The organism is Aquimarina sp. TRL1 (assembly GCF_013365535.1).
Lineage (GTDB): Bacteria > Bacteroidota > Bacteroidia > Flavobacteriales > Flavobacteriaceae > Aquimarina > Aquimarina hainanensis.
In genome coordinates this window covers 4236798-4261463 of record NZ_CP053590.1, presented here as the reverse complement: position 1 = coordinate 4261463, position 24666 = coordinate 4236798, and the positions used below count along the sequence as shown (strand labels likewise).

At 34.0% G+C, this 24666-nt stretch carries 21 protein-coding genes; 3 read left to right on the top strand and 18 right to left on the bottom strand.

Going from position 1 to position 24666, the window contains the following annotated elements; genetic code table 11:
• Positions 1–21 precede the first annotated feature (21 nt).
• Together HN014_RS17505 and HN014_RS17500 are read right to left on the bottom strand one after the other, a co-directional pair.
• Positions 22–981, bottom strand: coding sequence for a M12 family metallopeptidase (locus HN014_RS17505; RefSeq protein ID WP_176030140.1), 960 nt, complete (start codon positions 979–981; stop codon positions 22–24).
• A 12-nt stretch (positions 982–993) separates the two neighbouring features.
• Positions 994–2598: a hypothetical protein gene (locus tag HN014_RS17500; RefSeq protein ID WP_176030139.1), complete on the bottom strand. Its 1605-nt coding sequence runs from the start codon at positions 2596–2598 to the stop codon at positions 994–996.
• A 301-nt stretch (positions 2599–2899) separates the two neighbouring features.
• Here HN014_RS17500 and HN014_RS22570 point away from each other — a divergent pair, with 301 nt between their 5' ends.
• Positions 2900–3976 (top strand): ester cyclase, encoded by a 1077-nt coding sequence (locus tag HN014_RS22570; RefSeq protein ID WP_217704343.1) that lies wholly within the window; start codon positions 2900–2902, stop codon positions 3974–3976.
• Positions 3977–4056: 80 nt separating this feature from the next.
• On the opposite strand, the gene HN014_RS17485 is transcribed toward HN014_RS22570, so the two are convergent.
• The 4 genes from HN014_RS17485 to HN014_RS17470 all read right to left on the bottom strand — a co-directional run bounded on the left by HN014_RS17485 (position 4057) and on the right by HN014_RS17470 (position 10956).
• Positions 4057–6447: an ABC transporter permease gene (locus tag HN014_RS17485; protein ID WP_254884145.1), complete on the bottom strand. Its 2391-nt coding sequence runs from the start codon at positions 6445–6447 to the stop codon at positions 4057–4059.
• Between the two features lie 3 nt (positions 6448–6450).
• Positions 6451–8859: an ABC transporter permease gene (locus HN014_RS17480; RefSeq protein ID WP_176030137.1), complete on the bottom strand. Its 2409-nt coding sequence runs from the start codon at positions 8857–8859 to the stop codon at positions 6451–6453.
• 35 nt (positions 8860–8894) lie between these two features.
• The gene (locus HN014_RS17475) at positions 8895–9596 is read right to left on the bottom strand and encodes an ABC transporter ATP-binding protein (protein WP_176030136.1); all 702 of its coding nucleotides are present in this window, start codon (positions 9594–9596) and stop codon (positions 8895–8897) included.
• 109 nt (positions 9597–9705) lie between these two features.
• Entirely contained in the window at positions 9706–10956 is a 1251-nt protein-coding gene (locus HN014_RS17470) for an efflux RND transporter periplasmic adaptor subunit (protein WP_176030135.1), read from the bottom strand.
• A gap of 160 nt (positions 10957–11116) precedes the next feature.
• On the opposite strand from HN014_RS17470, the gene HN014_RS17465 reads away from it, so the two are divergent.
• Together HN014_RS17465 and HN014_RS17460 are read left to right on the top strand one after the other, a co-directional pair.
• Positions 11117–12487: a sigma-54 dependent transcriptional regulator gene (locus HN014_RS17465; protein WP_176030134.1), complete on the top strand. Its 1371-nt coding sequence runs from the start codon at positions 11117–11119 to the stop codon at positions 12485–12487.
• A 2-nt stretch (positions 12488–12489) separates the two neighbouring features.
• Positions 12490–13818, top strand: a complete 1329-nt coding sequence (locus HN014_RS17460) for a PAS domain-containing sensor histidine kinase (protein WP_176030133.1) — start codon at positions 12490–12492, stop codon at positions 13816–13818.
• An 89-nt stretch (positions 13819–13907) separates the two neighbouring features.
• Here the strand turns inward: HN014_RS17460 and HN014_RS17455 are convergent, their stop codons facing one another.
• The 12 genes from HN014_RS17455 to HN014_RS17400 all read right to left on the bottom strand — a co-directional run bounded on the left by HN014_RS17455 (position 13908) and on the right by HN014_RS17400 (position 24454).
• Positions 13908–14789 carry a phosphosulfolactate synthase gene (locus tag HN014_RS17455; RefSeq protein ID WP_176030132.1) on the bottom strand — a complete coding sequence of 294 codons (882 nt, stop codon included), beginning with the start codon at positions 14787–14789 and terminating at the stop codon, positions 13908–13910.
• A gap of 11 nt (positions 14790–14800) precedes the next feature.
• Entirely contained in the window at positions 14801–16174 is a 1374-nt protein-coding gene (locus HN014_RS17450; protein WP_176030131.1) for an MmgE/PrpD family protein, read from the bottom strand.
• A 368-nt stretch (positions 16175–16542) separates the two neighbouring features.
• The gene (locus HN014_RS17445) at positions 16543–17481 is read right to left on the bottom strand and encodes a LysR family transcriptional regulator (protein ID WP_176030130.1); all 939 of its coding nucleotides are present in this window, start codon (positions 17479–17481) and stop codon (positions 16543–16545) included.
• A complete protein-coding gene (locus HN014_RS17440; RefSeq protein WP_176030129.1) occupies positions 17478–17951 on the bottom strand; it encodes a hypothetical protein in 474 nt (157 codons plus the stop codon). Before HN014_RS17440 ends, HN014_RS17445 begins: the two co-directional genes overlap by 4 nt.
• A gap of 172 nt (positions 17952–18123) precedes the next feature.
• On the bottom strand, positions 18124–18579 hold the full coding sequence (locus HN014_RS17435) for a pyridoxamine 5'-phosphate oxidase family protein (protein WP_176030128.1): 456 nt from the start codon (positions 18577–18579) through the stop codon (positions 18124–18126).
• Positions 18580–18594: 15 nt separating this feature from the next.
• Complete coding sequence (locus HN014_RS17430; RefSeq protein WP_176030127.1) at positions 18595–18993, bottom strand: hypothetical protein; 399 nt, start codon at positions 18991–18993, stop codon at positions 18595–18597.
• A gap of 10 nt (positions 18994–19003) precedes the next feature.
• Positions 19004–19897, bottom strand: coding sequence for a 2-dehydropantoate 2-reductase N-terminal domain-containing protein (locus HN014_RS17425; protein ID WP_176030126.1), 894 nt, complete (start codon positions 19895–19897; stop codon positions 19004–19006).
• Between the two features lie 24 nt (positions 19898–19921).
• Entirely contained in the window at positions 19922–20389 is a 468-nt protein-coding gene (locus HN014_RS17420; protein WP_176030125.1) for an OsmC family protein, read from the bottom strand.
• Positions 20390–20537: 148 nt separating this feature from the next.
• Entirely contained in the window at positions 20538–21764 is a 1227-nt protein-coding gene (locus tag HN014_RS17415; RefSeq protein ID WP_176030124.1) for a DUF4272 domain-containing protein, read from the bottom strand.
• A 93-nt stretch (positions 21765–21857) separates the two neighbouring features.
• Positions 21858–23087, bottom strand: a complete 1230-nt coding sequence (locus tag HN014_RS17410; RefSeq protein WP_176030123.1) for a pyridoxal phosphate-dependent aminotransferase — start codon at positions 23085–23087, stop codon at positions 21858–21860.
• Positions 23088–23204: 117 nt separating this feature from the next.
• Complete coding sequence (locus HN014_RS17405; RefSeq protein WP_176030122.1) at positions 23205–23840, bottom strand: chloramphenicol acetyltransferase; 636 nt, start codon at positions 23838–23840, stop codon at positions 23205–23207.
• Positions 23841–23902: 62 nt separating this feature from the next.
• Positions 23903–24454 carry a hypothetical protein gene (locus HN014_RS17400; RefSeq protein ID WP_176030121.1) on the bottom strand — a complete coding sequence of 184 codons (552 nt, stop codon included), beginning with the start codon at positions 24452–24454 and terminating at the stop codon, positions 23903–23905.
• Positions 24455–24666: the final 212 nt, after the last annotated feature.

The following is a 24666-nucleotide window of genomic DNA, read 5'->3' as shown; positions in this document are numbered from 1 at the left end:
CTTTATAAACAGCAAATTACCTCAATATTTTCTTCGTATAAATTGTTTGTCTTTTTCCGACAGTTCATTATTTCTATGAAAAGTGTGACTTGTATTTTTTAATAACTTTTTCGGGATATAATAGATCATAATAGATTTCGGGTCAAAAGGAGTGGTATCTTCTCTTGTTACCTGGTCAAAATTGTATCTGTACAGTACGTTATTATAAGTTTCTTCTTCTTCCCAGCCATGTTTGTCCTTATAATATGCATACACTTCCTCTGTATTCCATTCGTAGGTGAATGCAGGTCCCTGATGCTCGTGAATTAACCCTAATGCATGACCAAATTCATGTAAGACAATTCCCCGAAAATTAGCTGTATTTTCTCTTTCTATTGAAGAGAGACTCATCGAAGGTACCTTATCTTTTGAATTACTTCCTATAAATGACCAGTACCCTTCATCTTCAAAAGTAATCGTTATATCTGCCATTCCTCTTTCTATAAAACGAAATCGTACGTTGCAATACCTCTCCCACTCCCGGGCATATTTAATTACTCTTTTTATATTATTTTTATCTCCATCAATAAACCGAACTTTCAGCTTATTTTTATTCCATATCTGATCATTTAATATAACAGCCTTTAGCTGATACATCGTTTTATATACTTCGGAAATATCTTCTTCTTTCATAACTTCTTTTTGATATTCTTCCATCATTACAGCCACTCCTTTTTCTGGTGTCACATTCCGTTTTCTCCAGTTATAGAATGTGCTCCAGCTATTCTTATAACCAGCGGTTATAGCATCTTTTTGGATTTTCTTGTCCATAGCAAAATGAATCAACTGACCCGTCGTAAATGAGGGCATTTCTGTACAAAATCCCTGATACGCATTTGACGCTTCCTCTTCCTTCTCCACAGACGTTTCGGAAGTTTGTCCTTCTAGACTGCTGATAATTCCCAGGCTAATCAATAGCCCTATTTTAATTTTTAAAAACATGATACAAGGGAATTAAAATTTATAATTAAGTGATAGATACCAGCTCCATTTTACATGGGTTGTTATATCATCTTTGAGAAGTGCATCATCTGCGGTATCTCCTATTGATAAACCTCCCAGTTCATTCTGAAAAGCAATTAAAGGACCTGCGGTGATCGAAAAGTTATTTCGGATCGAAAAACCTGCGCCTATCGGAAAAAGTGGTGTTTTTATGCCCTGAGTAATCCCTACCTGAAACATGGGATATAAGAGATCTCCATGTTTAAATTTGTATAAGAAATTAAGGTATGCTGCAGGTCTTAGGTATACCGGATCGCCCTGTGTTTCGGCAACCTTATCTTCTGATATTCCGTAATTTTTATACTCAAATGGAGTATAAAATAATCCCACAGATCCAAAAACAGCAATACGTCCCTGACTTTTTGATACCGTAATTTTTACTACACGTTTTTTTCCCTTTGTATCCCCTGTCAGATTGGTTCCCGTAATTTCATAGGTTCTCATTTTGGTATATTTCCATCCAAACTTATCGCTATGTATCATTTTATAACCTTCGATATCATTAGATGGTTGCTTCTGAAATTGCACTAAAAAGGCATTCATTTCTGTGTTGAGCTCTTTGAGCTTAGTAATGGCTGCTTCCTGTTCTTTCATTTTATCGAGATACACAGCAGAAATCAATAACTGCTTACTAGCTGTTAGCTCTCTGAATTTCTCCTCCTTGGTTTTACCTTGTTTTTTTTCTAATACGGATTCTAATGACAAGGATTCTTCACTTAACAACTCCTGTAATTCTTGTAAACTTTTTCTAGCGGCTTCTTTTTTTTCTTCCAATATCCGTTGTACTGTATTTGATGTTTTCAAAACATTCATAAAAGAAGTTATATCAGTAGCTTCCTGTATATTTGCTGTCATGTATTGAATCCATTCATTAACACTTCTTTCTTCCTTATCTTTTCTAATTTCATTGATCTTAAATTTTTGGAATAAATAGTTTTCTACAGTCTGTAAGCCATTAATTTTATCGATTATTCTTTTTAATTGTAAGGAATAAGTCGGTTCACTAAATCTACTTCCTTCCAGAGAATTTGCAAAAACAGATATCCAGTCATATAAAATAGGGGATTGTCGATACATATTATCAATACTATTGTTTACCTCTTCATATCTTTTCTTTACTTGTTTATTTCTAGACCTTGTTTGATATTTTTTATTACCGGTAGTAGCAGCCGCCGTTTCTACTGCCTCAGATGCAAAAGTAAAATCTGTAGGAAGGTTGTTTATAAATGAAATAATCGCAGCATAATCCGGAGATTCTTCCTCTGTTACCGAACTGGCTATTGTATATTTTAGAGGGTTATAAAACTGTAAAAATAGCTTTAGTGTATTTTCATGATCATTACTGATCTGAAACTTTTTAGCTTCCTCTTTTTCTATTTTCGTATACGTTTCCTCTTCGTTAATATGAGATTCTTTATAAAAAAAATCGGTCCCGTCATAAGTGATAAAAAGATGATTGTCTAATTTTGTACTATGCAATCTTTCGAATACATCATTTTCCTGAGCTGTTATCCATGAAGATAGGATAACTAATAGCCATGTAATTTTTGTTTTCATGTGTTGGTAATATTAGTTTAATTGTCATTTAATAAAACACCTCATATTGTCCTGTTTCTACAACTGAAAGTTTTATGATGACTCGTTACATTCTGTATCATTTTGTGATACGATTTTGTGTTGTTATCAAATGTATTTCCTATAACAAAGCCAAAACATACCCGCTAACAGGGATATTTTTTTCTGAAGACATTTCTTTAAGTACTTAAAGTTTTTTGATTGTATTTCTTTTCAATTTTGCCTTATTAATACCTATCCACAACATCGATGTCAAACGGGTAATACATTTAAATTAATACATATGAAAACCGCACTTAAAACCATTTGCCTATTACTGATCGTCTGTACATTTTTTTCATGTAATGAAGACGAATCTACAAATACACAAACTGTAACTGAAGAGGATGACACCAAAGGATCTTCTTGGAAAAGAGAACTTTATAATTTCCGAAAAGAGCGTCAACAAACTAAAAAACGCATTGAGTTATTTGATCAACTCGATTTCGATCACTATAACAATCAGAATTGGGATGCTTTTAGCATTAGTCATGCCGATGATATCATAGTTCACAATGCAGATGGTAGCATCACTCATGGACTTGATGCACATACCAATTCTCTGAAACCTGCATTCGACCTGGTTCCTGATCTGAAGATTACCGGGCATCCTGTAAAATTCGGAAATGGAGATTGGACGGCTGTAATTGGCAGAATGGAAGGAACAAACCCCACTAATGGGAAAAAATTAAATTTATTAATGGCTACTATTGCCAAATGGGAAGGATTAAAAATGGTAGAAGAATATCTTTTTTGGGATAATAAAGCCTTTGCAGAACAATTAGGACTTAATGATACTGATGCTGCGATTCTAAGAGAAGATATGGCTATTCATGCTGTTTCTAAGACTACAAAATCTCCCTGGACAGAATACTTGCAATTTAAAAAAGAAGAGCGAATTAACAACGAACGTCTTCGGATTTTTGATGAGTTGGATTTCGAGCATTACACCAATCAGAACTGGGAAGGCTTTCGTATAAGTCATGCCGATGATATAAAAGTATACTACCCTAATGGTTTTTCTGAAGTGGGACTGGATCCTCATGTCAACCTGTTAAAACCAGAATTCGAATACCTTCCAGATACCAGAATACAAGAGCACCCCGTACGAATAGCCAGTGGAGATTGGACTGCAGTAATCGGTATTCAGGAAGCAACTTTTACGAAGCCATTAACTCTGGATGATGGTACCGTCATTCCTCCTAACGGGAATAAATTAAAATATACCATGGTTACTTTTGGTCGTTGGGAAAATGGTAAAATGGTTGAAGAATACCTTTTTTGGGATAATCAAACCTATGATAACCAACTGGGGTTATAATATTTTCTACCTAACTTACTTATAACAATAAAACCTGATACCAAGAAAGGTATCGGGTTTTATTATAATAGAATATTTCGTTATTCGAATTTCAGGTATTTGATCAAGTCTACTTTTGTGGCCTTATAAGACTTGACTCCTACAACCATAAATACTAGTAATAACAAAAGGAAGGGAGTCAGCAGATATGGCCATACCGGCATATCAATCTTATAGATAAAATTATCCAACCATAAGCTCGTACTGTAAAAAGCCAACGGCAATAGTATAAAAGAAGCCATCACGGTTATTCTAAAAAAATCTTTGAATAATTGTTTCATAATAACAAGGGTTGTTGCTCCCAGTGTTTTTCGAATTGCAATTTCTTTATATCGCTGTTGGATGGTAAGAGTGGATAAGGCAAATAATCCCAGCAAACTGATAATAATAACAATGAGAGTGAGACTTAGAAAGATTATTTTTTGCTGCTCGTACTTTTCAAATGTTTTCTTGAATTGCTTATCCATAAAAGCATACGTAAATGGATAAGACGTTTCTATTTCTTCATTCCAGAATTGTTCAATATCTGCGATCGTTTTATACATCTCTCTTTCTTTAATTTTGAAATGTACCGTCTCAAAAGTTTCATTGAACCATTCAATGGTATTAAAATGTACATAAAAAGCAGGAGCGATTTTCTTGTCATATCCTTTGATATGGTAATCATTGACAACGCCAATGATTGTCAGTTCTTTCCCTATCAAATTTATTTTTTTCTGAATCGGATCTTTTATTCCTAATGCTTTAATAGCCGTTTTATTAAAAATAATAGTGTTCAAACTATCTGAAGAAAAGGTCGCTGAAAAATCCCTACCCGAAGCCATTGCTACTCCCATCATATCAAAATATCCAAAATCAGTAGGAATCCCTGTTACTTCTACTACCTTTCCTAAATAATCCATATCCAATGTAAAATTCTGAGTCAATCCAGGCGATACACTACTGGCTCCAATGGTAATAATACCAGGGTGTTTTTCTAATTCTTGTTTTATCAACTGATATTGCTCCCAATAATTTCCCTCAGGATTATTAAATGCTACTGTAATAATTTGCTCTCCCGAAAACCCAGTATCTTTCTCATTCATATATTTTAGCTGCGCATACATAACCAAGCTTCCAATCAGGAAAAAACCAGAGATAACAAATTGCAACCCGAGCATCCCATTTCGCATTATAATCATCCGCTTACTTCTCGAAAAATTCCCTTTGAGTACTTTATTAATATCAAAATTGGCGATATATCCTCCAATAATACTTCCGATACCACCTATCAGAGCAATCACAATCAGAAAAACTCTAAATACTACTCCTCCACTGGTAATAGCTAATTCCTTACCTATAAAATCATTGAAATGAGGAACTATAAGTTCTACCAAAACCAATGCTAAGAAAAAAGATAAGAGGCATTGTATTCCTATTTCCAGAAAATACTGGGTGATAATCTGTCCTTTAGACACTCCGTTACTTTTCTGAATGCCAACTTCTTTTGCTCTAAAAACTGCAGTTGCTATGGATAAGTTGATAAAATTAACACATGAAATAGCGATGATTAAAATGGACAGTATCAACATACTCACCAACAATGGATAATTTCCTTTCCCTTCCAAACTCCCATCTCCTTTGGTAAATAATCGTACGGACTCTAACGATTCTACAAAAGGAATTGCTCCTTGTATATCAACATATTCCTGTACCGATATTCCTAATTCTTTTGCTTCTTTCCGAAAGTAATTTTCTTCAAAAACCTGAAACATTTTTTTTTCTAATGCAGGGATATCAGTTCCTTCTTTTACCCTATAAAACGTATATCGGTTATAATTCCCCCACCAGAGGCGATTGTCTATTTCTTTTTTAAACAAAACCTGGGGTTCTATAATAGAAGGTCTTTGCAGTTCATATACTCCTGTAACTATATACTCTTTATTTCCTACCTTAATCGTTTTTCCATATGAAGAGGCATTCCCAAACAATTTTTTTTCTACGCTGGAAGAAATTACAACACTATTATTAGCTTTTAAAATTTCTTCGGGATTTCCTTTTAGAATAGGATGTGGAAAAAAATCAAAAAAATTAGAATCTACCTCCAGCATTTTTCCCTGAAAAATCGAAATATCATTATATGTTATGACATCTTTTGAATATTCTGTTTTAGTTGATACAAAAGCACTTATTTCTGGGATTACCTCTGTAGAAACAGGTCCTTCGGGAACGGTTGTAGTATCGAAATACTCCCCATTAAACATCTTATGACTGACTTTGTAAATAGTATCCTTATTAGGATTCCATTGGTCATAACTCTTCTCATTATTAAAATATAACAGCACCATAATAAGAGAAGTTATCCCCAATGTTAATCCCAGATTATTTATAATCAAATGCAGCCAGTGCTTTTTGCTCTGCCGATAAAATAACTTACACCACAATCGTATCATCACTTACTCAAATTTTAGATACTTAATTAAATCTACTTTAGTCGCCCGATATGCTTTAAAACCAACAACTGCAAATACTAATACAACCAAAAGAACCGGAGTACAGATAAAAGGCCACCAAGGCATCTCTACTCTATAGACAAAATTATCCAGCCAATTCTGCATAAAATAATATGCTAACGGGAGTAATATCACAGAAGCGATCAAGGTGATTTTCAGGAAGCTCTTAATAAGCTGAAACATAATTTCTCGTATGGAGGCACCTAGTGTTTTGCGAATGGCTACTTCTTTTAATCGCTGCTGAATAGTCAGTGTAGCCAGAGCAAACAATCCTAGTAAAGAGATAATAATAACGACAACAGATAATACTAAAAACATACTTTGTTGCTTTTGATACTTTTCGTAGGTTTTGGCGAATTTTTTATCCAAAAATTCATATTCAAAAGGATACTTCTCATCAATATTAGCCCTCCAAAAGGCTTCGATATCTGCAATTGTTTTTGATACATCTTCTGTTTTTACTTTGAACTGGATGGAACTAATCCAGTTTTTGGCAAAAGAGAATGTATTCCAATGTGCCAAAAACATAGGGGCTATTTTACTATCAAAACCGTCAAAATGATAATCTTCTATCATGCCTACAACAACCAGTCTAGGTTCATCATCTTCTATCCAGCCTGATCCCAACTTCTTTCCTATGGGATCATTGTAGATATCTAATCTTTTAGCGGCTGTCTCATTGATAAGTATATTGTTAATCGTATCTGATGAAAACTTCTCTGATAAGTCTCTTCCTTTTACTATTTTAATACCACTAAAATTAATGTAGTTAAAATCTATGGGGTTAGTCGCAGCACTAAAAGAGATATCCTTACCATCGTTTAAATTTGTTCCATTTACAAACCCTTCTCCCGGAACAAACATACTAGATGTTATAGCAGTGATATTCGGATGTTTCGTCAGTTCCTTTCTAGTGAGTTGATATTTTTTATAATCCTCCCCTACGTCATACATAGTAACCACAATGATCTGTTCTTTATCAAAACCTACATCTTTAGAAATCATGTAATGAATCTGATGGTAAATCACCAGAACTCCAATCAGAAAAAAACCTGAAATTAAAAATTGAAATCCTAACATCCCGTTGCGAATATGGATTCCTTTTTTACTTCTGGAAAAGTTCCCTTTCAAAACCTGGACAGTTTTAAAATTTGACCAATATATCGCCGGAATTATTCCGACAATTACAGAAGTTACTATAGCAGTAATTACAATTTTAAGAAGAATAGAAGGATTGTGAATTGTCAACTCTTTTCCTATAAAATCATTAAAATACGGTAAGATTAATTCTACTATAATCAAAGCAAAAATAAGCGCTAACATTCCCTGAAATACAATCTCCGAAACATACTGCACTATTAATTGCTTTTTTGATAATCCTAAGGTCTTTTTGACCCCTACCTCCTTCGCTCGCTGGCTTACGGATGCTGTGCTAAGATTGATAAAATTAATACACGAAATAATAATTAGTAGTATAGAGAGTCCTAATAAAATAAGAAGCAATTGATAATTCCCTCTACCTTCAGGGCCACCACTTTTGGACACCGGATGCAATCTGATATCTGCTAACTTTTCAGGAATGACCGTCATGAATCCAAATTTTTCTCCGAATTCTTCGATGGTTAAATTTCCTTTATGTTTATCATGGTATTCATCAATGTTTATTTTATTCATTTTTTCTACCACCGCTTCTATCTTTGCTCCTTCATTTACTTTGAAAAAGATCTCATATCTAAAGTTACTCCAGGTAGGCTCTATATCACTATCGTACTGATAGATAATTTCCGGTTGATAATGAGAATTTCCCGGAATAGCATACACGCAAGCAATGGTGTATTCTTCGTCTTTTATTCTGATACGCTTATTGACAGGATTGTTATTTCCAAAAATTCTTTTGGCAAATTGAGTAGACAAAGCTACTTGTTGGTCATTTTTTTTGAATTGTTCAAAGGATCCTTTTTCTTCTATAAAAGGAAAGAAATCGAAAAACTGACCTTGAGATTCCAACACTTTTTCTGAGAAAAAATTAGTGTGGTTATACGTAATAACCTCTCCCCTGTATAGGTGATCACTCATTATGGTAGCCGTTACTTCGGGAATTTTCTCTTTATATAATTTTGTCTGTGCTACTGTTCCTACATGCCAGATCCCATTTCTTTTAGATTTATTGGATATACGATATACGACTTCCTTATTGGGATTCCATCGGTTGTAACTCTGTTCATCGTGAAAATAAACCAGGACGATGAGTAAACCTGCCAAACCCAGTGTTAATCCGGAAACATTAATAACAATGTTTAACCAGTTTTTCTTTTGATTCCTAAAAAATATTTTAAACCATGTTTGAAACATACTGCTGTTGATTTTGATTGATGATATGACCTCTTTTATTGTATCAGTACGTCTACTTTATTGACATTTTCTTCTTCTGATACAATGATACCGTCTTTCATTAAGACTATTCGACTGGAAAACTTAGCATCGTATGAGGAATGCGTCACCATAATGATCGTAGCTCCTTCTGCATGGAGTTCGGTTAATAATTCCATAACTTCATTTCCACTTTTACTATCCAGGTTTCCTGTAGGTTCATCGGCAAGGATTAACTTTGGCTTGGTCACTAATGCTCTGGCCACAGCAACTCGTTGTTGTTGTCCTCCCGAAAGTTGCAATGGGAAATGCTTGCTCCTATGACTAATCCCTACTCGTTCTAATATCTCACCTACCCGCTTCTTTCGTTCTTTGGCTGGAACTTTATTGTATATCAAAGGAAGTTCGACATTCTCATAGACTGAAAGCTCATCTATCAGGTTAAAATTCTGGAACACAAAGCCTACATTTTCTTTTCGAATACCGGCTCTTTCCTTTTCACTACAATGGGCTACTTCTTCTCCGTCAAACATATAACTACCACTATCTACGGTATCTAAAAGTCCTATTACATTTAATAATGTAGACTTACCACATCCTGAGGTGCCCATTATAGAAACAAATTCCCCTTTTTTTACTGTTAAGCTCAATTGGTTCAATGCAGTTGTTTCTACTTCTTCTGTTCTGTATATTTTTTCTATATTTTCTATTGCTATCATTTTTAATTCTTTCTTTAAAAGGGATATTAACTCCTATATTAATAATAAAATCTGTTCTTTAATACATTCTATACTAATCATTATTAAAATTATCATACTCTCTGTTTATTTATTGTTTTATATTTATTTGTTCGATATTCAAAAAATCTTCGTAATTGGATGTGATCACCTGATCTCCTTCTTTGAGTCCTTCCAAAACTTCATAGTAAAAAGGGTTTTCTCTTCCGATTTTTATGGCTTTCTTAATTGCAGTGGTTTCATTCTTCAACAGAAAGATCCAATTTCCATTCGTACTTTGATAAAACATCCCTTTAGGAATCAGTACTGCCTTTTTATTATTGGATAAGAAAAGTTTGGTTTTGACACTCATCCCCCTCTTAATAGTTTTGGGGAGACTATCCAGATGAAAAGCGAGTTCTACCTCGAATTGTCCATTAATAACTTCAGGGTCTACTTTTAATACTTCTATATCAAAATCAATGGCTTGACTATTGATTTTTCCTTTTATTCCTTCATTGATTTTAGATATATAATACTCATCAATTTTGGCGGTTAATTTATATCCATCCAGTATATCAATCTTTCCAATGGCATCTCCCTGGTTGTAATTCTGACCTATGGTTAGATTAAATGAGGATAGTAAACCGTCTACAGGGGCTTTGATAATAAAATTTTCTTTATTCTTTTTTAATAGTTCCAGGCTTTTCTCCATATTTTGAATGGAGGTGTTTATTCTCGACAGCTGTATTTTTCTATCTGTTTTTTCCTGAGTAACACTGGTTTTAATTGCTTCGTTTCTGTCTTTTTGATAATCAAACTCTTGTTTTGATGTCTGGTATTGATTTCTGGAAATAACTTGTTTGGTATATAACACAGTATCGATCTGATACTGCCTTGAAGCATTCTTATAATCATTATCAATCTGCAATAATTGTTGATCCAGATTGAGTTGCTGATTTTTTATGGTGGCTCTGATATTTCTAAGGTTATTAATCTGCTCTACAATAGCTGTTTCCTGTGTAAGGAAATTAAGTTCTGCCGTAGGGTTATAGATTCGTACCAAAGGCATTCCTTTTTGTACCTCCTGACCATTTTCTGCAAATATCTCCGCAACAGATCCTCCTTGTATGACATTCAATAGAATTGTATTTTTGGGAACCACGACACTATTAAATAATACGACATCTTCAAAATCTCCTCGTTTTACTTCCTTTATAGAGATCATTTCTCTTTTTATATTTACTTGTTTTTTACGGGTAAGATTCATTAATAAAATACTTACCACCACTAATAGTGGGATTCCTAACATTAGTATTCGCTTTCGTTTTTTATTTTTATTAGGTATTCGTTGTCTATCCATCGTTACTGATCGTTTATTACCTATGATTCGATAAACATGCCACAAAAAAACAAACTCTCAAAAAACTAATAATCAGATACTTATAATTATACTCATAAATCAAGGTGTTCGTTTTCGAACATTTATTTGTTCGTTTTCAAACATCTATGTAACTATGTATATGAGAAAAAAAGAAGCGACCATCCTATTGGTAGATGACGATGAAGATATATTGTTTTCTGCGAGAATTAGTTTAAAAAAGTATTTTAAGCAGATACTTACTACCAGTACGCCTAAAAAAATTACTCAGCTGGTATCTAACGAAGCGATTGATGTCGTCTTACTCGATATGAATTACAGAATCGGTTATGAAGATGGAAAAGAAGGGATTTACTGGCTGGAACACATAAAAAAGATAAGCCCGGAAACCACAGTTATTCTCATGACTGCATTTGGCAGTGTACATCTTGCTGTCGAAGCTATCAAAAAAGGAGCCACTGATTTTATTCTAAAACCCTGGGATAATGATAAACTCTACAGTACAATTAATGCTGGAGTAGAATTATCAAGATCCAAAAGAAAGAATACGCAATTCGAATCGATACAACAGCTGGATAATAAAAATTTTCATCAACAAACAGAGCATATTATCGGTCATTCCAAAGCGATGACTGATGCTATGAGTTTATTAAAAAAAGTAGCTCCTACGGATGCTACAATTTTGATTCTGGGAGAGAATGGAACCGGAAAATATGTATTTGCGAAGGAGCTTCACTTACAATCTAACAGAAATAAGTATCCGTTTATTCATGTTGACCTGGGAGCCCTCAACGAAAACTTATTCGAAAGTGAGCTTTTCGGATATACAAAAGGAGCCTTTACAGATGCGCATAAAGATACAATCGGTCGTTTTGAACTGGCACAAAAAGGAACCATCTTCTTAGATGAAATAGGTAACCTTCCATTACACCTGCAATCTAAATTACTCACAGTGATCCAGAATAGAAAAATAACTCGTTTGGGAGAAGCAATCGAACGCGATATTGATGTACGGATTATCTGTGCAACCAATGCGAATATTCATCAAATGGTTACAGAGGGAAGTTTCCGGCAAGATCTGTTATACAGAATTAATACGATCGAATTAAATCTTCCTCCACTACGGGAACGCACCAAAGATATTCCATTACTGGCACATTACTTTCTAAACAAACTCAATCAAAAATACAGAAAATCAATCCATCAAATTACGCCCCAAGCAATGGCTGCTCTGACAGCATATTCATGGCCAGGTAATATTCGGGAATTAGAACATATAATCGAACGTGGAGTTATTATTACTGAAGAAAATGCTATCACACCATCAGATCTTCATTTTTCTTCTAAAAAATATGAGGCAACTCCTGTGCAAACCTTACACCTGGAGACTTCGGAAAAAATGTTAATCCAAAATGCTTTGGAAAAACACCAGGGAAACATTAGTAAAACTGCCAAAGAATTAGGCATCACCAGAGCTGCTTTATACAGAAGACTCGACAAACACCAACTATAATTGTGACAAAGAAACAATCCTTCCTTTATCTATTACGTATACTGTTGCTGCTGGGAACGGGAATGCTACTCCTTCTTTTCTACCAAAAAGGATACATGGTCTCCTTTATATTATTTATAATACTCCTGATATTACAAATCTTGTTATTTTTTGATGCCCTTAAAAAACTTACTGTTGATATCGAATGTATTATTGACTGTTTATTACACAAGGATTATTCCATCTCAATTTCTCAACAAAAGAAAACACAAGGGGTTTATAACAAATTAGCACTATTGATTGAAAAGAGTAAAGAAAATAATACGATACAATCTTCTCAAAATATCATCTTTCATAAAATCATTGAGCATCTCCCTAATGGGATGCTTATCCTACGAAAAAATAGAACAGGAAATATCGAAATATTTGTAATCAATCAGGCTTTCTGTGATTTTCTAAAAATCCCCAAATTGTATCAATGGAACATCCTCTTATCCAAAATACCGGAACTTATAAAGATTATCAACCCAAAAAAATGGGGTTCTTTAAAACATGTCATTACATTAAAAATTAATAATACCTCGGAAACCTTTTATCTAAAAACTTCTGTAATTCAAAACAGTGATTTTCAATATCAGATTATTTCACTGGAAACAGTACAACAATTAATTGATAAAAAAGAAAAAGAATCCTGGTATAAGCTCATGAATGTGATGTCTCACGAAATTATTAATACGATTACTCCTATAAGTAGTTTGGCGGATAATCTCGAAGGAATTGTATTAGATGAGTTAACTGCCGAAAATGTAGATGAACTTTCGCAAGGACTGCGCATTATAAAAAAGAGATCACAGCATCTTACCCGCTTTGTAAACACCTATAGAAAACTAGCTGCGCTTCCGCTTCCACAAAAGAAGATGACGAATATCGCTGAGCTGATAGAAAATACAGTAGCATTATTTCAGCAACAATTCGACAAACATACCATCAATGTTAAAAAAAATATGGAGACACCTTACTGGCTTCAAATTGATCCGGAACAAATCGAACAAGTATTTATTAATTTAATTTTAAATAGCATACATGCTCTTCAGACAACGGAAGCTCCATATATTTCTATTGAGATTTCACAGAATGACAGTAAGATCAATATTTTCTTTTCTGATAATGGGAGTGGTATTTCAGATACGATAAAGGACAGTGTTTTTATTCCTTATTTTACCACGAGAAAAGACGGTGCCGGTATAGGGTTAACACTTTCCAAAGCCATTATGGAAGCGCATCAAGGTCATATGTATTTTACTTCTGATACTGTTAAAACTACTTTTGTCCTCAGTTTTAATTATCTATAATACACAAAGGAGGCGAGAGAATTATCGCCTCCTTCCCACTTAAGAGATGTTGGTAACATACGGTACAGTGGTTGAGTGAAAAATAGGTATTATTTATAGGTAACAATACGTCCCCATACATCGTTTGTTCCCCAGATTCCTTGTCTTGTACATTCTAATTGTACAATCTGGCTATGGTCTACAAATACATTAACTTCGGGACCGTAATTTTTTATATACCATTTGAATACTTGTGGATCTGCTGCTTCGAACATTAAATTTTCGAGACCTACTTCATTAATAAAAGTCGCTGGGACATCTACCCGCCAGGGATTAGCATTCTCAGTAATTCCTTCTGACTCTATCATAATAATGTAAGCTCCGGCATCAATAAATCGTTTGGCTTGCTTTACTGCATAACCTACATCCTGAACCCCTTCACTTTCTAATTCACTTTGGGTACTATCACCCCCAGCTCCAAACTGGATTCCGATTTCGGGTTTGGCTTTTAACCCAGCTTTTTGTACATCTTCTATTACCCGTAGCCAATCATCTGTAGGAATTGAGATAAATCCGGTTGATATTTCTATAATATCGAAGCCTAATTCCTTGCATTCATGAATGTATTTTTTTACCGCATCTTTTCCTTTGGTCAGTACGTATTCTATAAACCCTCCGGTAGAAACTAGTGTACCATATTGATGTGCCAAATCATTAATTTCTCTTATTTTCTTAGGGTTCATAAATGTAAAGGATCCTCCGGCAAACTTTATACTATCTACATAGTTCCCACTAGTCTCTAATATATCCTGAAAATAATTCAGTCCGAAATTAGAATAGTAAGCTGCTCGTATTTCTGTTAATCCGGTACTTCTCGGTTTCTGACTTCTGCTGTTGCGCTGTAACCATTCGAATGAAATTGGATTAGTTATAAATTTTTCTTGTTTTTTTGTTGCTGTTTCTCCATTTGGAGATACTGTTGATACTGACATATTTTTTTATTTTATATAGCTACTGGAATTACCTGAGATAAAAGATTCATTAAATCATTTATACTGTGGTCTTCTAAATTTTGTACGACGGTTATTATTTTATTTCTCAATTCCTGATCTGTAAAGTCTTTTGACAGATTATTGAATTTTTCACAAATAAAATCCCAGGAAGCAGGTCGGGTATGAAACCCTTCATAATCGACTTTATCAATATGAAGGGTTTTCCCATCTTTGAATATGATAGTAACATCACATGCTTCCTGATCTGGGAATTTATCGGAATATTCTTTTTTCTCAAATACCTGTACTTTTTTGAGAAGAGTCTGAATATCCTCTTTGAGAATTCGCTCGGGTTTATATTGAGGAGGAAGTACATTACCATCCAAAATTGCGGCAGCGATCATATATGGCAAGCTGTGGTCTGCTTCTTCCTTGGTTCTTATATTTTTTTTGCTTCCTTCTTCTCCTCCTCCAATAATATGATATGCTACATCAAATGTATGTAGGGTTATGGATGCTATATCATCTGGATTAAAAGCATATTTATTTCTCAGTTCAATGACTCCTTCTAAGGTAGACTGAGAGTGAATTTCGGCATTGTATTTTTTGATAATTGTTTTGCGCACACGTTCCAAATCTTCTGCACTCCAATCAATAGAAAAATCTCCGGCAATACTATCTTTGAATCCTTTATTCCCCTCAAAAACTTCTTCGGGACCTGTGATTCCTCTCATGGCTAAAAAAGCAGCGTGTGTAGCTGTCCAAGCTGTGGATGGAAATGCTAATCCTTTCCAGTTCGACAAATTACCTGTTCTGGTTACACGTAGTGCATTGTAAGCTGTTCCAGCAATAGCAATGGCATTAGCTGTTTTTTCTGGTGATAAGCCCAAAGCATATGAGACTCCTGCTGCAGTCCCATACGCTCCCTGTACAGTATGGTCAAAACCTTTATGCCGTACCGGAGCAACATCACTCAGACGACACTGTACCTGATAGGCGATGGCTACGGCAGTCAAAAACTGTTTTCCGGATATATCTGCATACTGTCCTGCTGCCAGAATAGATCCTATAGTATCAGATGGATGACATGTTTCTCCCTTTGCTAAATAACTGTCGTTATAATCTAAATATCGTATCAATGCAGAATTATAAAAAGAAGCCCTGTCAGGGGCTGTTTTGTTTCCTCCGATCATAGTTGCTAAAGGGTTTCCTCCAAAATCTTCAATTTGGTCTTTAATCCTTCGTACCGGAGCACCTTCTAAAGCTCCAATCGCACAACCTATAGAGTCTAATACTCGTATTTTTAATTCTCTGATGGCTTCTTTGGATAAGTCGCTAAATTTTCTACTTGAAGAAAATGTAGCTAATTTTTGAACTTCTGTCATACTACACTAACTTTTTAAATTACCGTTATTTATTGATTCAAAAGTAAGGTTATTTAGAATTATTCTTAATAACAAAAAACGATTAGCTCTATAGCAAAAAGCGATTGCTTATTCAATGATAATTATGTATTTATACACAAAGGCATCACTATCTTTAGTGATTAATCATCTGAGACAGCATTGCATTATTTATAAAGAATGCTTTATATCATCTCTCGTTCCAATTATTACGTCAAGTAAATTACCTGGGGTAAGCATTAGGATATTATCCCCTTTGGTGGTGTCAATAAAAATTTCCCTGCTGAAAAAAATTACAACAGGGAAACAAACACTATGGATAAAAAATTCAGACTAAAATGTTTATAATTTTACGAGGGGACACAGCTTCTCATCGGTTTGAAATACGCATACAAACCATTTACCCTCTTTATATTGTCTTTGATTTCGTTACTTAATATTTTGGTAATCCTTTTTTTATGAAAACCACGGGATGTAATCAGGTTAATTTTTAACTCATGAGAGCTTTCAGAAAATGTATATACCTTATTCATCACATCAGGTCGCATATACAATAAAGACAACTTGGGAAGTAAGGTACTTCCTTTGTTATAATCTATTACATTTCTAATTGTTTCTAAGTTTCCTTTGGCATAGGTTACATTCACCTCTTCATTTATACATTTAGTAATGGTATCATCATTCATTTTTAGCAACAGCTCTTTGATATCTTCATGAAGCGTTATACTATTAAAATTAAAGCTATTATTTTCCCTGTTCTTTTTTAGAGATTGATGGTCAGAAGAATATAAAATAAGTGATTCCTTAAACAAAAATTGCTGATGATAATCATGTGATAAGGAAGGAGCAACCATAATAGCTGCATCAATAGCTTCTGAACTTAGATCATCTTCTATCTTTCTATCACTTAGCTCCATGATATTAATTTTTAGTTTTGGATATTTTTTGGTGATAGAATTAATGAATACCGGAGTGATATATGGAGCTAAAATTTCGGCAATAGCAAGATTAATACTACCACTTACTTCGTTTTTTTTAGTTTCTGCAATAGCTACGAACCTTCTCTTTAACTTTAGAATTTCTTTTGCCATTTGTATAAGCTCTTCTCCTTTTAAGGTTGGAACTACCGGCTGCCTAGAACGATCAAAAATAATAATATCATGTTCTTTTTCTAATCGCTGAACTTCTCTACTCAAGGTAGATTGTGCAATTTCACATTCAATGGCAGCTCGATTAAAGTTTTTAAATTTATCAACTGCAATAATATATTTTAGTTGATTGAAATTCATACGTATAGTTCTTTTATCTGGTTATTACATAAGGTAGATATAGCAGCTTCGTATTGCTTCCTTTCGAATCTAAAACTTCCAATATCCGAATAATCAAATTCAATAGCTGTGAGGGAATCGAAATTCTTAAAATTACTCCATTCCACCACATCTTTGCAAATATCTATTTGACAGGTAATTGTATGATCCCCTGGAATCCCAGTATTGGCATATTCCATGAGCGTAAACCTATCTCCATAATATTGATACTCCCTAATTGTATCCTTTAGAAAGTGATTTTTTAAATGAAAAGCAATGTAGGGTGAAATTCCTTCATATGCTCCCGCTATATTAATCAGAGAAGGATCTTTAATTTGTGACTGTTCTACCTGAAATAATATGTCTTTCAGGTCTATATTATTAACAAATATAGCAGTCGTCAGGTAATCTTCTATATTAGATTTTTGTATATCAAAATGTATCGTATCCATATAAAAAGCATTAAATAGCTTACTTTTTAATCGTAAAGGTTATGTACTGATACAATATCAATGTACTTCATAACCTACCTATGCATACAAATTTAATAAATTATATTTATTTATAATGAGTCTAAATAAAAATAATTATAATGATTCTTTAATTTTCAGGCTTTACATCACATTATTTATTTGGCACATATGTTTTTAAAGCACTGGAAACCTGCTCTTCTTCTGTAGTATCAGGATATAAAATATACGAAGGGGCTATAATTTTTTTCACTTTTTCTACTTTTATAAGCGTAATAGAGGTAAAAGGAAATTTTCCTTTTGTCATTTCCAGCAAGGGTACCTTCGCCATATTAAATTCTTCATCGGTTATATCTATCAGGCGGGCGGTTCCTTTTATCTGAAATCCTTTTTGTACAAAAACATCAATAAAGCTAACACATACCCGTGCATTTTCTTTGATGTTTTGCATCGATTGTGGAGAGGCTATATTGGCTATAATAATACTATCATCATTATAGTGTGTAAAAGCTTCTTTTGGGGAAACATTAGGTATATTTTCTTTAGAAGCAGTTGCCAGCCAACACAGTACACTTTTTTCAATAGATTCTTTAATAGCAGTCGTAATCATATAATCTTGTATTTATTATTTTCCTACCCTATCAACAGGTCTTCCCCGCATAGCAGTCCAGGTTTGATCAATGGCAACCTGAGTTACTGGTTTATAATTAATCAACGAAAAAGCCTCCCATGTAGTGCTTCTGTTGATATTACTTTTTATATTCCCAGTACCCTTTGGATAACATATCCAAAACAGTCCATCATAAGTAGCATATGGAATAATTTGTGGCAATACCGCTTCTAGTTCTTCCTGTTTTTGGGCAAATATTTGAATAAAGTCATAAACATTTTTTTCAGCATTTGTGAATTGTCGGTCAAAACTTATTCCATGACAAATAGCTTCATAATGATCCGGGGCGTTATAAATCAACAATCGATTCGCCTTATGAACCAACAATTTTTTGAAAATTTTAGAGGCTTCCATACTGTATTTTTTAACTAGTTGGGTTATTATTCGTTTTCTCTAAAAGCATACATACCAAATCATGAATTGGTGTTTCTATAGCATATTGTTTTCCTAAAGAGGAAATCACCTGATTTTTAGCTCCTAATTCTATGGGAGCTCCTCTTTTTCTGTCAGATAGCATAGAACTCCCTTTCTCTGGAGGGTAGTTTACTAACTTTGTTTGTATTGCTTCGATAAAAATGGGTTCCTTAATTTCTGCTCCATCTGCAATTGCTACTTGTACTCCTTCCTGTAATAATTTCTTATGTAGATTGACTAATCTCTGATCTTTGAATATCCAGCAACTCTCTCCTGCTAAACAAAGAATAGCTCCCAAAGCGGCACTTTCACAAAGTTTTTTCCAGGCAATTGTCTTTATATCTAAAATACAATTAATTTTTATATCAGCTGGAGAAAATAAGGAGATGAACAGCTCGCTGAATGCGGTACGATTTATAATTAAAACTGGTTTATTGAGTTGCTCATATCTTCCATCTGCAATTGGTTGTACCGGACAATCAATAACTGCTTCTATAATATTTCTTTCTGATGTGTATGGGAGTAAAGCTTCTTTGTGATGAATTCCATTTCTAATCACGATTACTTTAGTTTCTACACCTATTAAACCTGTTAAAAAAGTATGTGCATTTTTGACTTGATGCTCTTTTAAACAAATACACAAAAAATCCAGCTTTCTTTTTTCAGGTAAAGAAGTTTCAACGTGGATAGGTATCTTCTTTTCTTTCTTGTCATTAAATATAGAAAGCTGTTGTTTCGGGCTTCTATTATATAGGAAAAGAGAGAGCTTTTTATTAGGATATAAAAGAGAAGCCATTAAAGTTCCTATGGCTCCAACCCCTAATATTCCTACTTTATAACTCACGTATTACAAATCTTTTTCTTTACTTTATACAACAATTTTCGCTTTGTGTTTTATACTAAAATTGCATGAATTAGCTATAAAACACATGTTATTTGCTTCGTGATGTAATTCTTTTGCTTTCTCTACATCTTCTAATGCAGAAATCGTAACAACAGGATTAAGAATAATCTCTTTAAAAGCCCCAGTACCAGTAGCTGTTTCTTCCATAATACCTTCTGCATGATCTTCATAATCTACCACAATAATTTTATGAACAGAACACAAATGTAAATACCATAGCATATGACATGATGAGGCAGAAGCGACTAATAAATCTTCTGGATTATACCTTGTTTTATCTCCTAAAAAAGAGGGGTCAGATGATCCCAAGATAGGATTTGCTTTATCCTTAGCAGAAATTGAATAATCTCTGGAATATGCTTTATAAGCCGCTGTTCCTTCTCCTTGATTTCCTGTCCACTTTATAGAAACCTGATATTGATGCTCTTTCATCTGTAATTATTTTATTGTATCTAGAATATCATATAGTATTTAGAAGACTTTATTTTGATCCACCTTCTTATATTGTGCATCTCGTAATTTCACACTACAAGATAATTGATTATTGACCTTTTGGCACCAATAAAAAACCGTTGTTGTATCAGGTATCACAACTTACATCATCCCATTCCTGATCCCTATAGCGTATTAACCAGTTAAATGCGTAATGACGTTCATAAACCAACCCTGGATTGAGTGATTTTATTTCATTTTCCCCCATCCTCGCATCGACACATGCCCAATCAGCTCTGTAATATAGATCTGCCATATCCAATATCTGATTTTTATCCCTGAAGACTAAACAACGATTTATAAAAATATTAGGATCTTTCTCTGCTCCTATCGGATATGCTTCTTCGGATATTTCATCTAAATTTACAAGTTGATCCATTGCTCCTAAATCACTAATAATATTCAGTGCCCACATGAGAACCCATATGCCTTCGCATTTCCAGCTTTCTCTATGCTTTTTCTCTTCAGTAGGATTGGTCAGAAAGTCAATTTCATTTGGGGTCAATACATAATACACTCCATGTTTTTTGGCATATGCGATGGCTTGTTCTCCCGAAATTCCGTTAAATGCAACAATATTGGTCAATGCCAAACCAACTACTCTCTCCGCTATTTCTTTGGGAGTTCTAAAAAGGATTTCTTTTTCTGAAGGAAGACACGGTAAATGCTGGTTAGTTTTTATTTCCAGTCGCTCTAAAATTTTCTCACTCGTCTGTTTCCTTTCTTTCTGTTCATCTGTAATATCTTCCTGATTCCCATCAAAATAAGCTGCATCAATTTCTACCGAAAGAGAAGATACTTTTGATACGCCATCAGCATCTAGAAGTAATTCTAAATTGTTATTGAGAAAATGTTGTGAAGCGGATTTACCAATCGGAGACTCAGGAGATACAAAAGCAATGGTATCTAGTGCTTCGCTTATTTTTTCTGTAACAAGTGCGATTTCATCATCCATATCACCTTTATGCAATATTGGAAACTCGGCATTAATCGTCCTGATTTTTTCGATCAGTAATTGTTGTATTTCCTGGTTAGATGTCTGAATAGCATCTACATACCCGATCATCCCTGTCAAATTACGAGTCAGTGCATCAGTAACCGAATCAATCGTATAGGACAGCTTTTCTCGTTCCCGGTATGAAATCTGAAAAAATTGCCTGGAACCAAATATTCCTTTTTTCCTGGAGACCAACATTGTTTTTCCTCCTTCAGTATTCGTATCTGTAATTCTGGCTTTGGGAAGTGTTTGTTTTACAATTTCTTTTATCTCTTCATAACATGATTTATGAGCGTATAACGTACAATAATTTTCCACTTGTTTCTTGCTTATTTCTTGTCAGAAAAGTAAGAAATTTTAAAAGATTATCAGCGTTATATCTTCTTAAAATCATTCTAAAAACATGGACGCCTACATTTTCGAAAACCATTGTACAATTGCAGCGATCCCCTTTACTACTCGAGGAAAAAGCTCTTCTACCGTCCCTGTTGAGTGTTCTATTAACGGGTCATCAAAATCCACATATGCTAATCTGGCTGCCAGATACTCTTTTTCAAAGCCAAAAGCAGCTGCAGGTAATAAGGCGACTCCTGTTTCTTCTAACAGTTTTTCGCACAATTGAAAAGAGGTAAAAATCCCACGATCTGACAATTTCTTTTTAAACCTAGAAAAATCCGGAAAAAGATAAAACCCTCCTTCAGGGGTATGGGTTTGAATATCATTTTCATTCAGAACGGTGGCACAATAATTTCCAATCATACTCAGATATTTATTTTGTGCATTTACATATTCCATAGATAATTGGAAATTACCATATGCTGCTCTCGCAGCCATCTGAACAGGCGCAGGGGCACAAGAGTATGTTTCCGAACCAATTCCTATAAGTGTTTTTTTGAATGCTGGTGCTATTGAATCATATAACAATGCAACTCCTAATCTCCATCCTCCTGCCCCACACCACTTAGACAAACCTGTAGTAGTAATCGTTTTCTCGGGATAATACTGAACAAATGATTTATGTGTATTGGAATGATTCAGTAAACCATAAATTTCATCAGCAATTACTAAGATGTCTAATGCTTTAGCTGTACCTGCTAATGATGTCAATTCTTCTTCGGTATATGATAATCCATCTGGGTTTCCTGGATAATTAAGAATTAAAATAGAAACTTCATTCTTTTTTTCTTTAGAAGCCTCCACTAGCATTTCTGGTGTAATTCTCCAACGATCTTCAAACGATGTTTTTAATCTTATAGTCGTATGCCCTGCCAATCTTGCCTGAGGCTCATAGGATACCCAACTGGGAGAAGCAATAAAAACATCAGCTTTCTCAAAAGACATCAGTATTGAATATAATAATGATTTAGAACCTGGAGCTATTAAGATATTATCTGGATCTGTGATTATTCCATTGTGTTGTCGATGAAAATCAGCAATCAATTTTCTCAATTCATAATCTCCCTGAACTGATGTATATTCTTTATGGTGAACTGCTTCCTTTAATGCATCCATCACAAATTGGGGAGGAAAAAAAGGGGATTGTCCAAATCCGAATTTTATTACACTTTTGTTTTCTGCTTCTAATTTTCTAGACTGCGTATTGATTAATAAGGTCTGAGATTCTGCTACACTTCTATACATACCTATCTGGTTTACTAACTTGAAATGAAAGTATAAAACAGTACAGTTAAAAACACTATCATACAGCACTTTAACTCTAAATTAACCTGTATTAACGTTTTTAATAGACAACATACATCATGTATAAAGGTTTAAGTGGTTTTGGAAGCTTTCTAAAAACATTCCTATATGTAATCCATCTCCCAATCCATGATGTAAATTAACGGCTACTGGCATCATAACTTTTGTGTCTTTGATATAGGTTTTCCCAAAGGTTATTTTGGGAATTGAATCTCTAACTGAGAAGTTCCGTGCATGTGTTAATCCGCTAAAGGTACTCCAGGGAATTGCCGAGTAATGAATCATATCTATCCGAGAGGTTTCTTTATTTAATCGCATTCCTTCTGAGTTGTGCACCGCTTTGATTTCCTTTTGTAAGGAGTTTGAAAATCTATTCAGGTCTGTATCATAAGGAATAAATCCAAAAGCAAATGTTCCATTATTTCTTGCGATCACTGAACCTGCATGAATAGTGTCATAATATACAGGAGTTCCCTGTTCATTAATTCTGCACTTAAATTCTTCAATCTCATTTATAGCCGATATTGATGCATGCAGATATAGTGCATAAAAGGAACTTTTCGTATTTTTAGAATACCGGTATGCTTTTGAGCAATCCACTTCTGAAACAAGCCCAAAAAATGGTTCATCGAATGACTTATAAAATTCAAAATGTTCTTTTCGCTTCCAGGTGGAAATATCTATTATTTTCATTCTTTATTCATTGAAGGGGGTATCCCTGTTACGAATGTATGAAAAGAAAGGAAATCTTACTTTTAAAAAAGCATTAATTCTAAAGAAATCGATACCGTAGATAATCGATCTCTTTTCTCTATTCCAAATCTTTTTTGAGTATAGTCCACCCCAATTAAAATAGCATTTCCCTTAGAGCTCACTATTCCTTGTATTCCAGCTCCTACTTTATACATATTACCTTTCTCAAAATCATGTGCTATATTCGATAATATTCCATACCCGCCTCTAACAAAGAAAGCTCCTTCTTCTCCTAAAATTAAATTGTATTTATAATCCAAATAAATCGGTAAAAAAAATAATCCCTGTCTGGTGTGCCAATCTACCCCTAAATTAACTCCCAAAGAAGAGCGCTTATCTATTTGGTACCCCATCGTATTATTTAAGAAAAATCCACTTGTATCGATGAATTCATTTTCTTCGCCAAATAAAACCCGAATCGCTTCATTCTCGTTTATTATCAAAGAGGTCGATACCGATACTTTATAAAAAAAGCCATTAGCACTTATTGTTTCCTGAGAAAATAAATTTGTAGAAAAGAGTACTACTGCTATAAAAATTAGCGTGTGTTTCATATGAATAAACTGGTTTATTAGGCTCATATGGTCATCAACAACTACGCCATTCTTACTGTTTAGAAAAGGAAAAATTGACAATCAACTCTGTATCAAGTATCAATTTATAATACTAAAATATCAGGATATGAGACAAAGCTCATATCCTAATATATTCTCCACTAAAAACAACAAATCAATCTAAAGGAATGATCTAAGTGATCAATTCAAAT

Excerpts from the sequence above, each read along its gene's own strand:
- HN014_RS17505 (WP_176030140.1), bottom strand. The coding sequence starts at position 981 with ATGTTTTTAAAAATTAAAATAGGGCTATTGATTAGCCTGGGAATTATC.
- HN014_RS17500 (WP_176030139.1), bottom strand. The coding sequence starts at position 2,598 with ATGAAAACAAAAATTACATGGCTATTAGTTATCCTATCTTCATGGATA.
- HN014_RS22570 (WP_217704343.1), top strand. The coding sequence starts at position 2,900 with ATGAAAACCGCACTTAAAACCATTTGCCTATTACTGATCGTCTGTACA.
- HN014_RS17485 (WP_254884145.1), bottom strand. The coding sequence starts at position 6,447 with ATGATACGATTGTGGTGTAAGTTATTTTATCGGCAGAGCAAAAAGCAC.
- HN014_RS17480 (WP_176030137.1), bottom strand. The coding sequence starts at position 8,859 with ATGTTTCAAACATGGTTTAAAATATTTTTTAGGAATCAAAAGAAAAAC.
- HN014_RS17475 (WP_176030136.1), bottom strand. The coding sequence starts at position 9,596 with ATGATAGCAATAGAAAATATAGAAAAAATATACAGAACAGAAGAAGTA.
- HN014_RS17470 (WP_176030135.1), bottom strand. The coding sequence starts at position 10,956 with ATGGATAGACAACGAATACCTAATAAAAATAAAAAACGAAAGCGAATA.
- HN014_RS17465 (WP_176030134.1), top strand. The coding sequence starts at position 11,117 with ATGAGAAAAAAAGAAGCGACCATCCTATTGGTAGATGACGATGAAGAT.
- HN014_RS17455 (WP_176030132.1), bottom strand. The coding sequence starts at position 14,789 with ATGTCAGTATCAACAGTATCTCCAAATGGAGAAACAGCAACAAAAAAA.
- HN014_RS17450 (WP_176030131.1), bottom strand. The coding sequence starts at position 16,174 with ATGACAGAAGTTCAAAAATTAGCTACATTTTCTTCAAGTAGAAAATTT.
- HN014_RS17445 (WP_176030130.1), bottom strand. The coding sequence starts at position 17,481 with ATGAATTTCAATCAACTAAAATATATTATTGCAGTTGATAAATTTAAA.
- HN014_RS17440 (WP_176030129.1), bottom strand. The coding sequence starts at position 17,951 with ATGGATACGATACATTTTGATATACAAAAATCTAATATAGAAGATTAC.
- HN014_RS17435 (WP_176030128.1), bottom strand. The coding sequence starts at position 18,579 with ATGATTACGACTGCTATTAAAGAATCTATTGAAAAAAGTGTACTGTGT.
- HN014_RS17430 (WP_176030127.1), bottom strand. The coding sequence starts at position 18,993 with ATGGAAGCCTCTAAAATTTTCAAAAAATTGTTGGTTCATAAGGCGAAT.
- HN014_RS17420 (WP_176030125.1), bottom strand. The coding sequence starts at position 20,389 with ATGAAAGAGCATCAATATCAGGTTTCTATAAAGTGGACAGGAAATCAA.
- HN014_RS17410 (WP_176030123.1), bottom strand. The coding sequence starts at position 23,087 with ATGTATAGAAGTGTAGCAGAATCTCAGACCTTATTAATCAATACGCAG.
- HN014_RS17405 (WP_176030122.1), bottom strand. The coding sequence starts at position 23,840 with ATGAAAATAATAGATATTTCCACCTGGAAGCGAAAAGAACATTTTGAA.
- HN014_RS17400 (WP_176030121.1), bottom strand. The coding sequence starts at position 24,454 with ATGAAACACACGCTAATTTTTATAGCAGTAGTACTCTTTTCTACAAAT.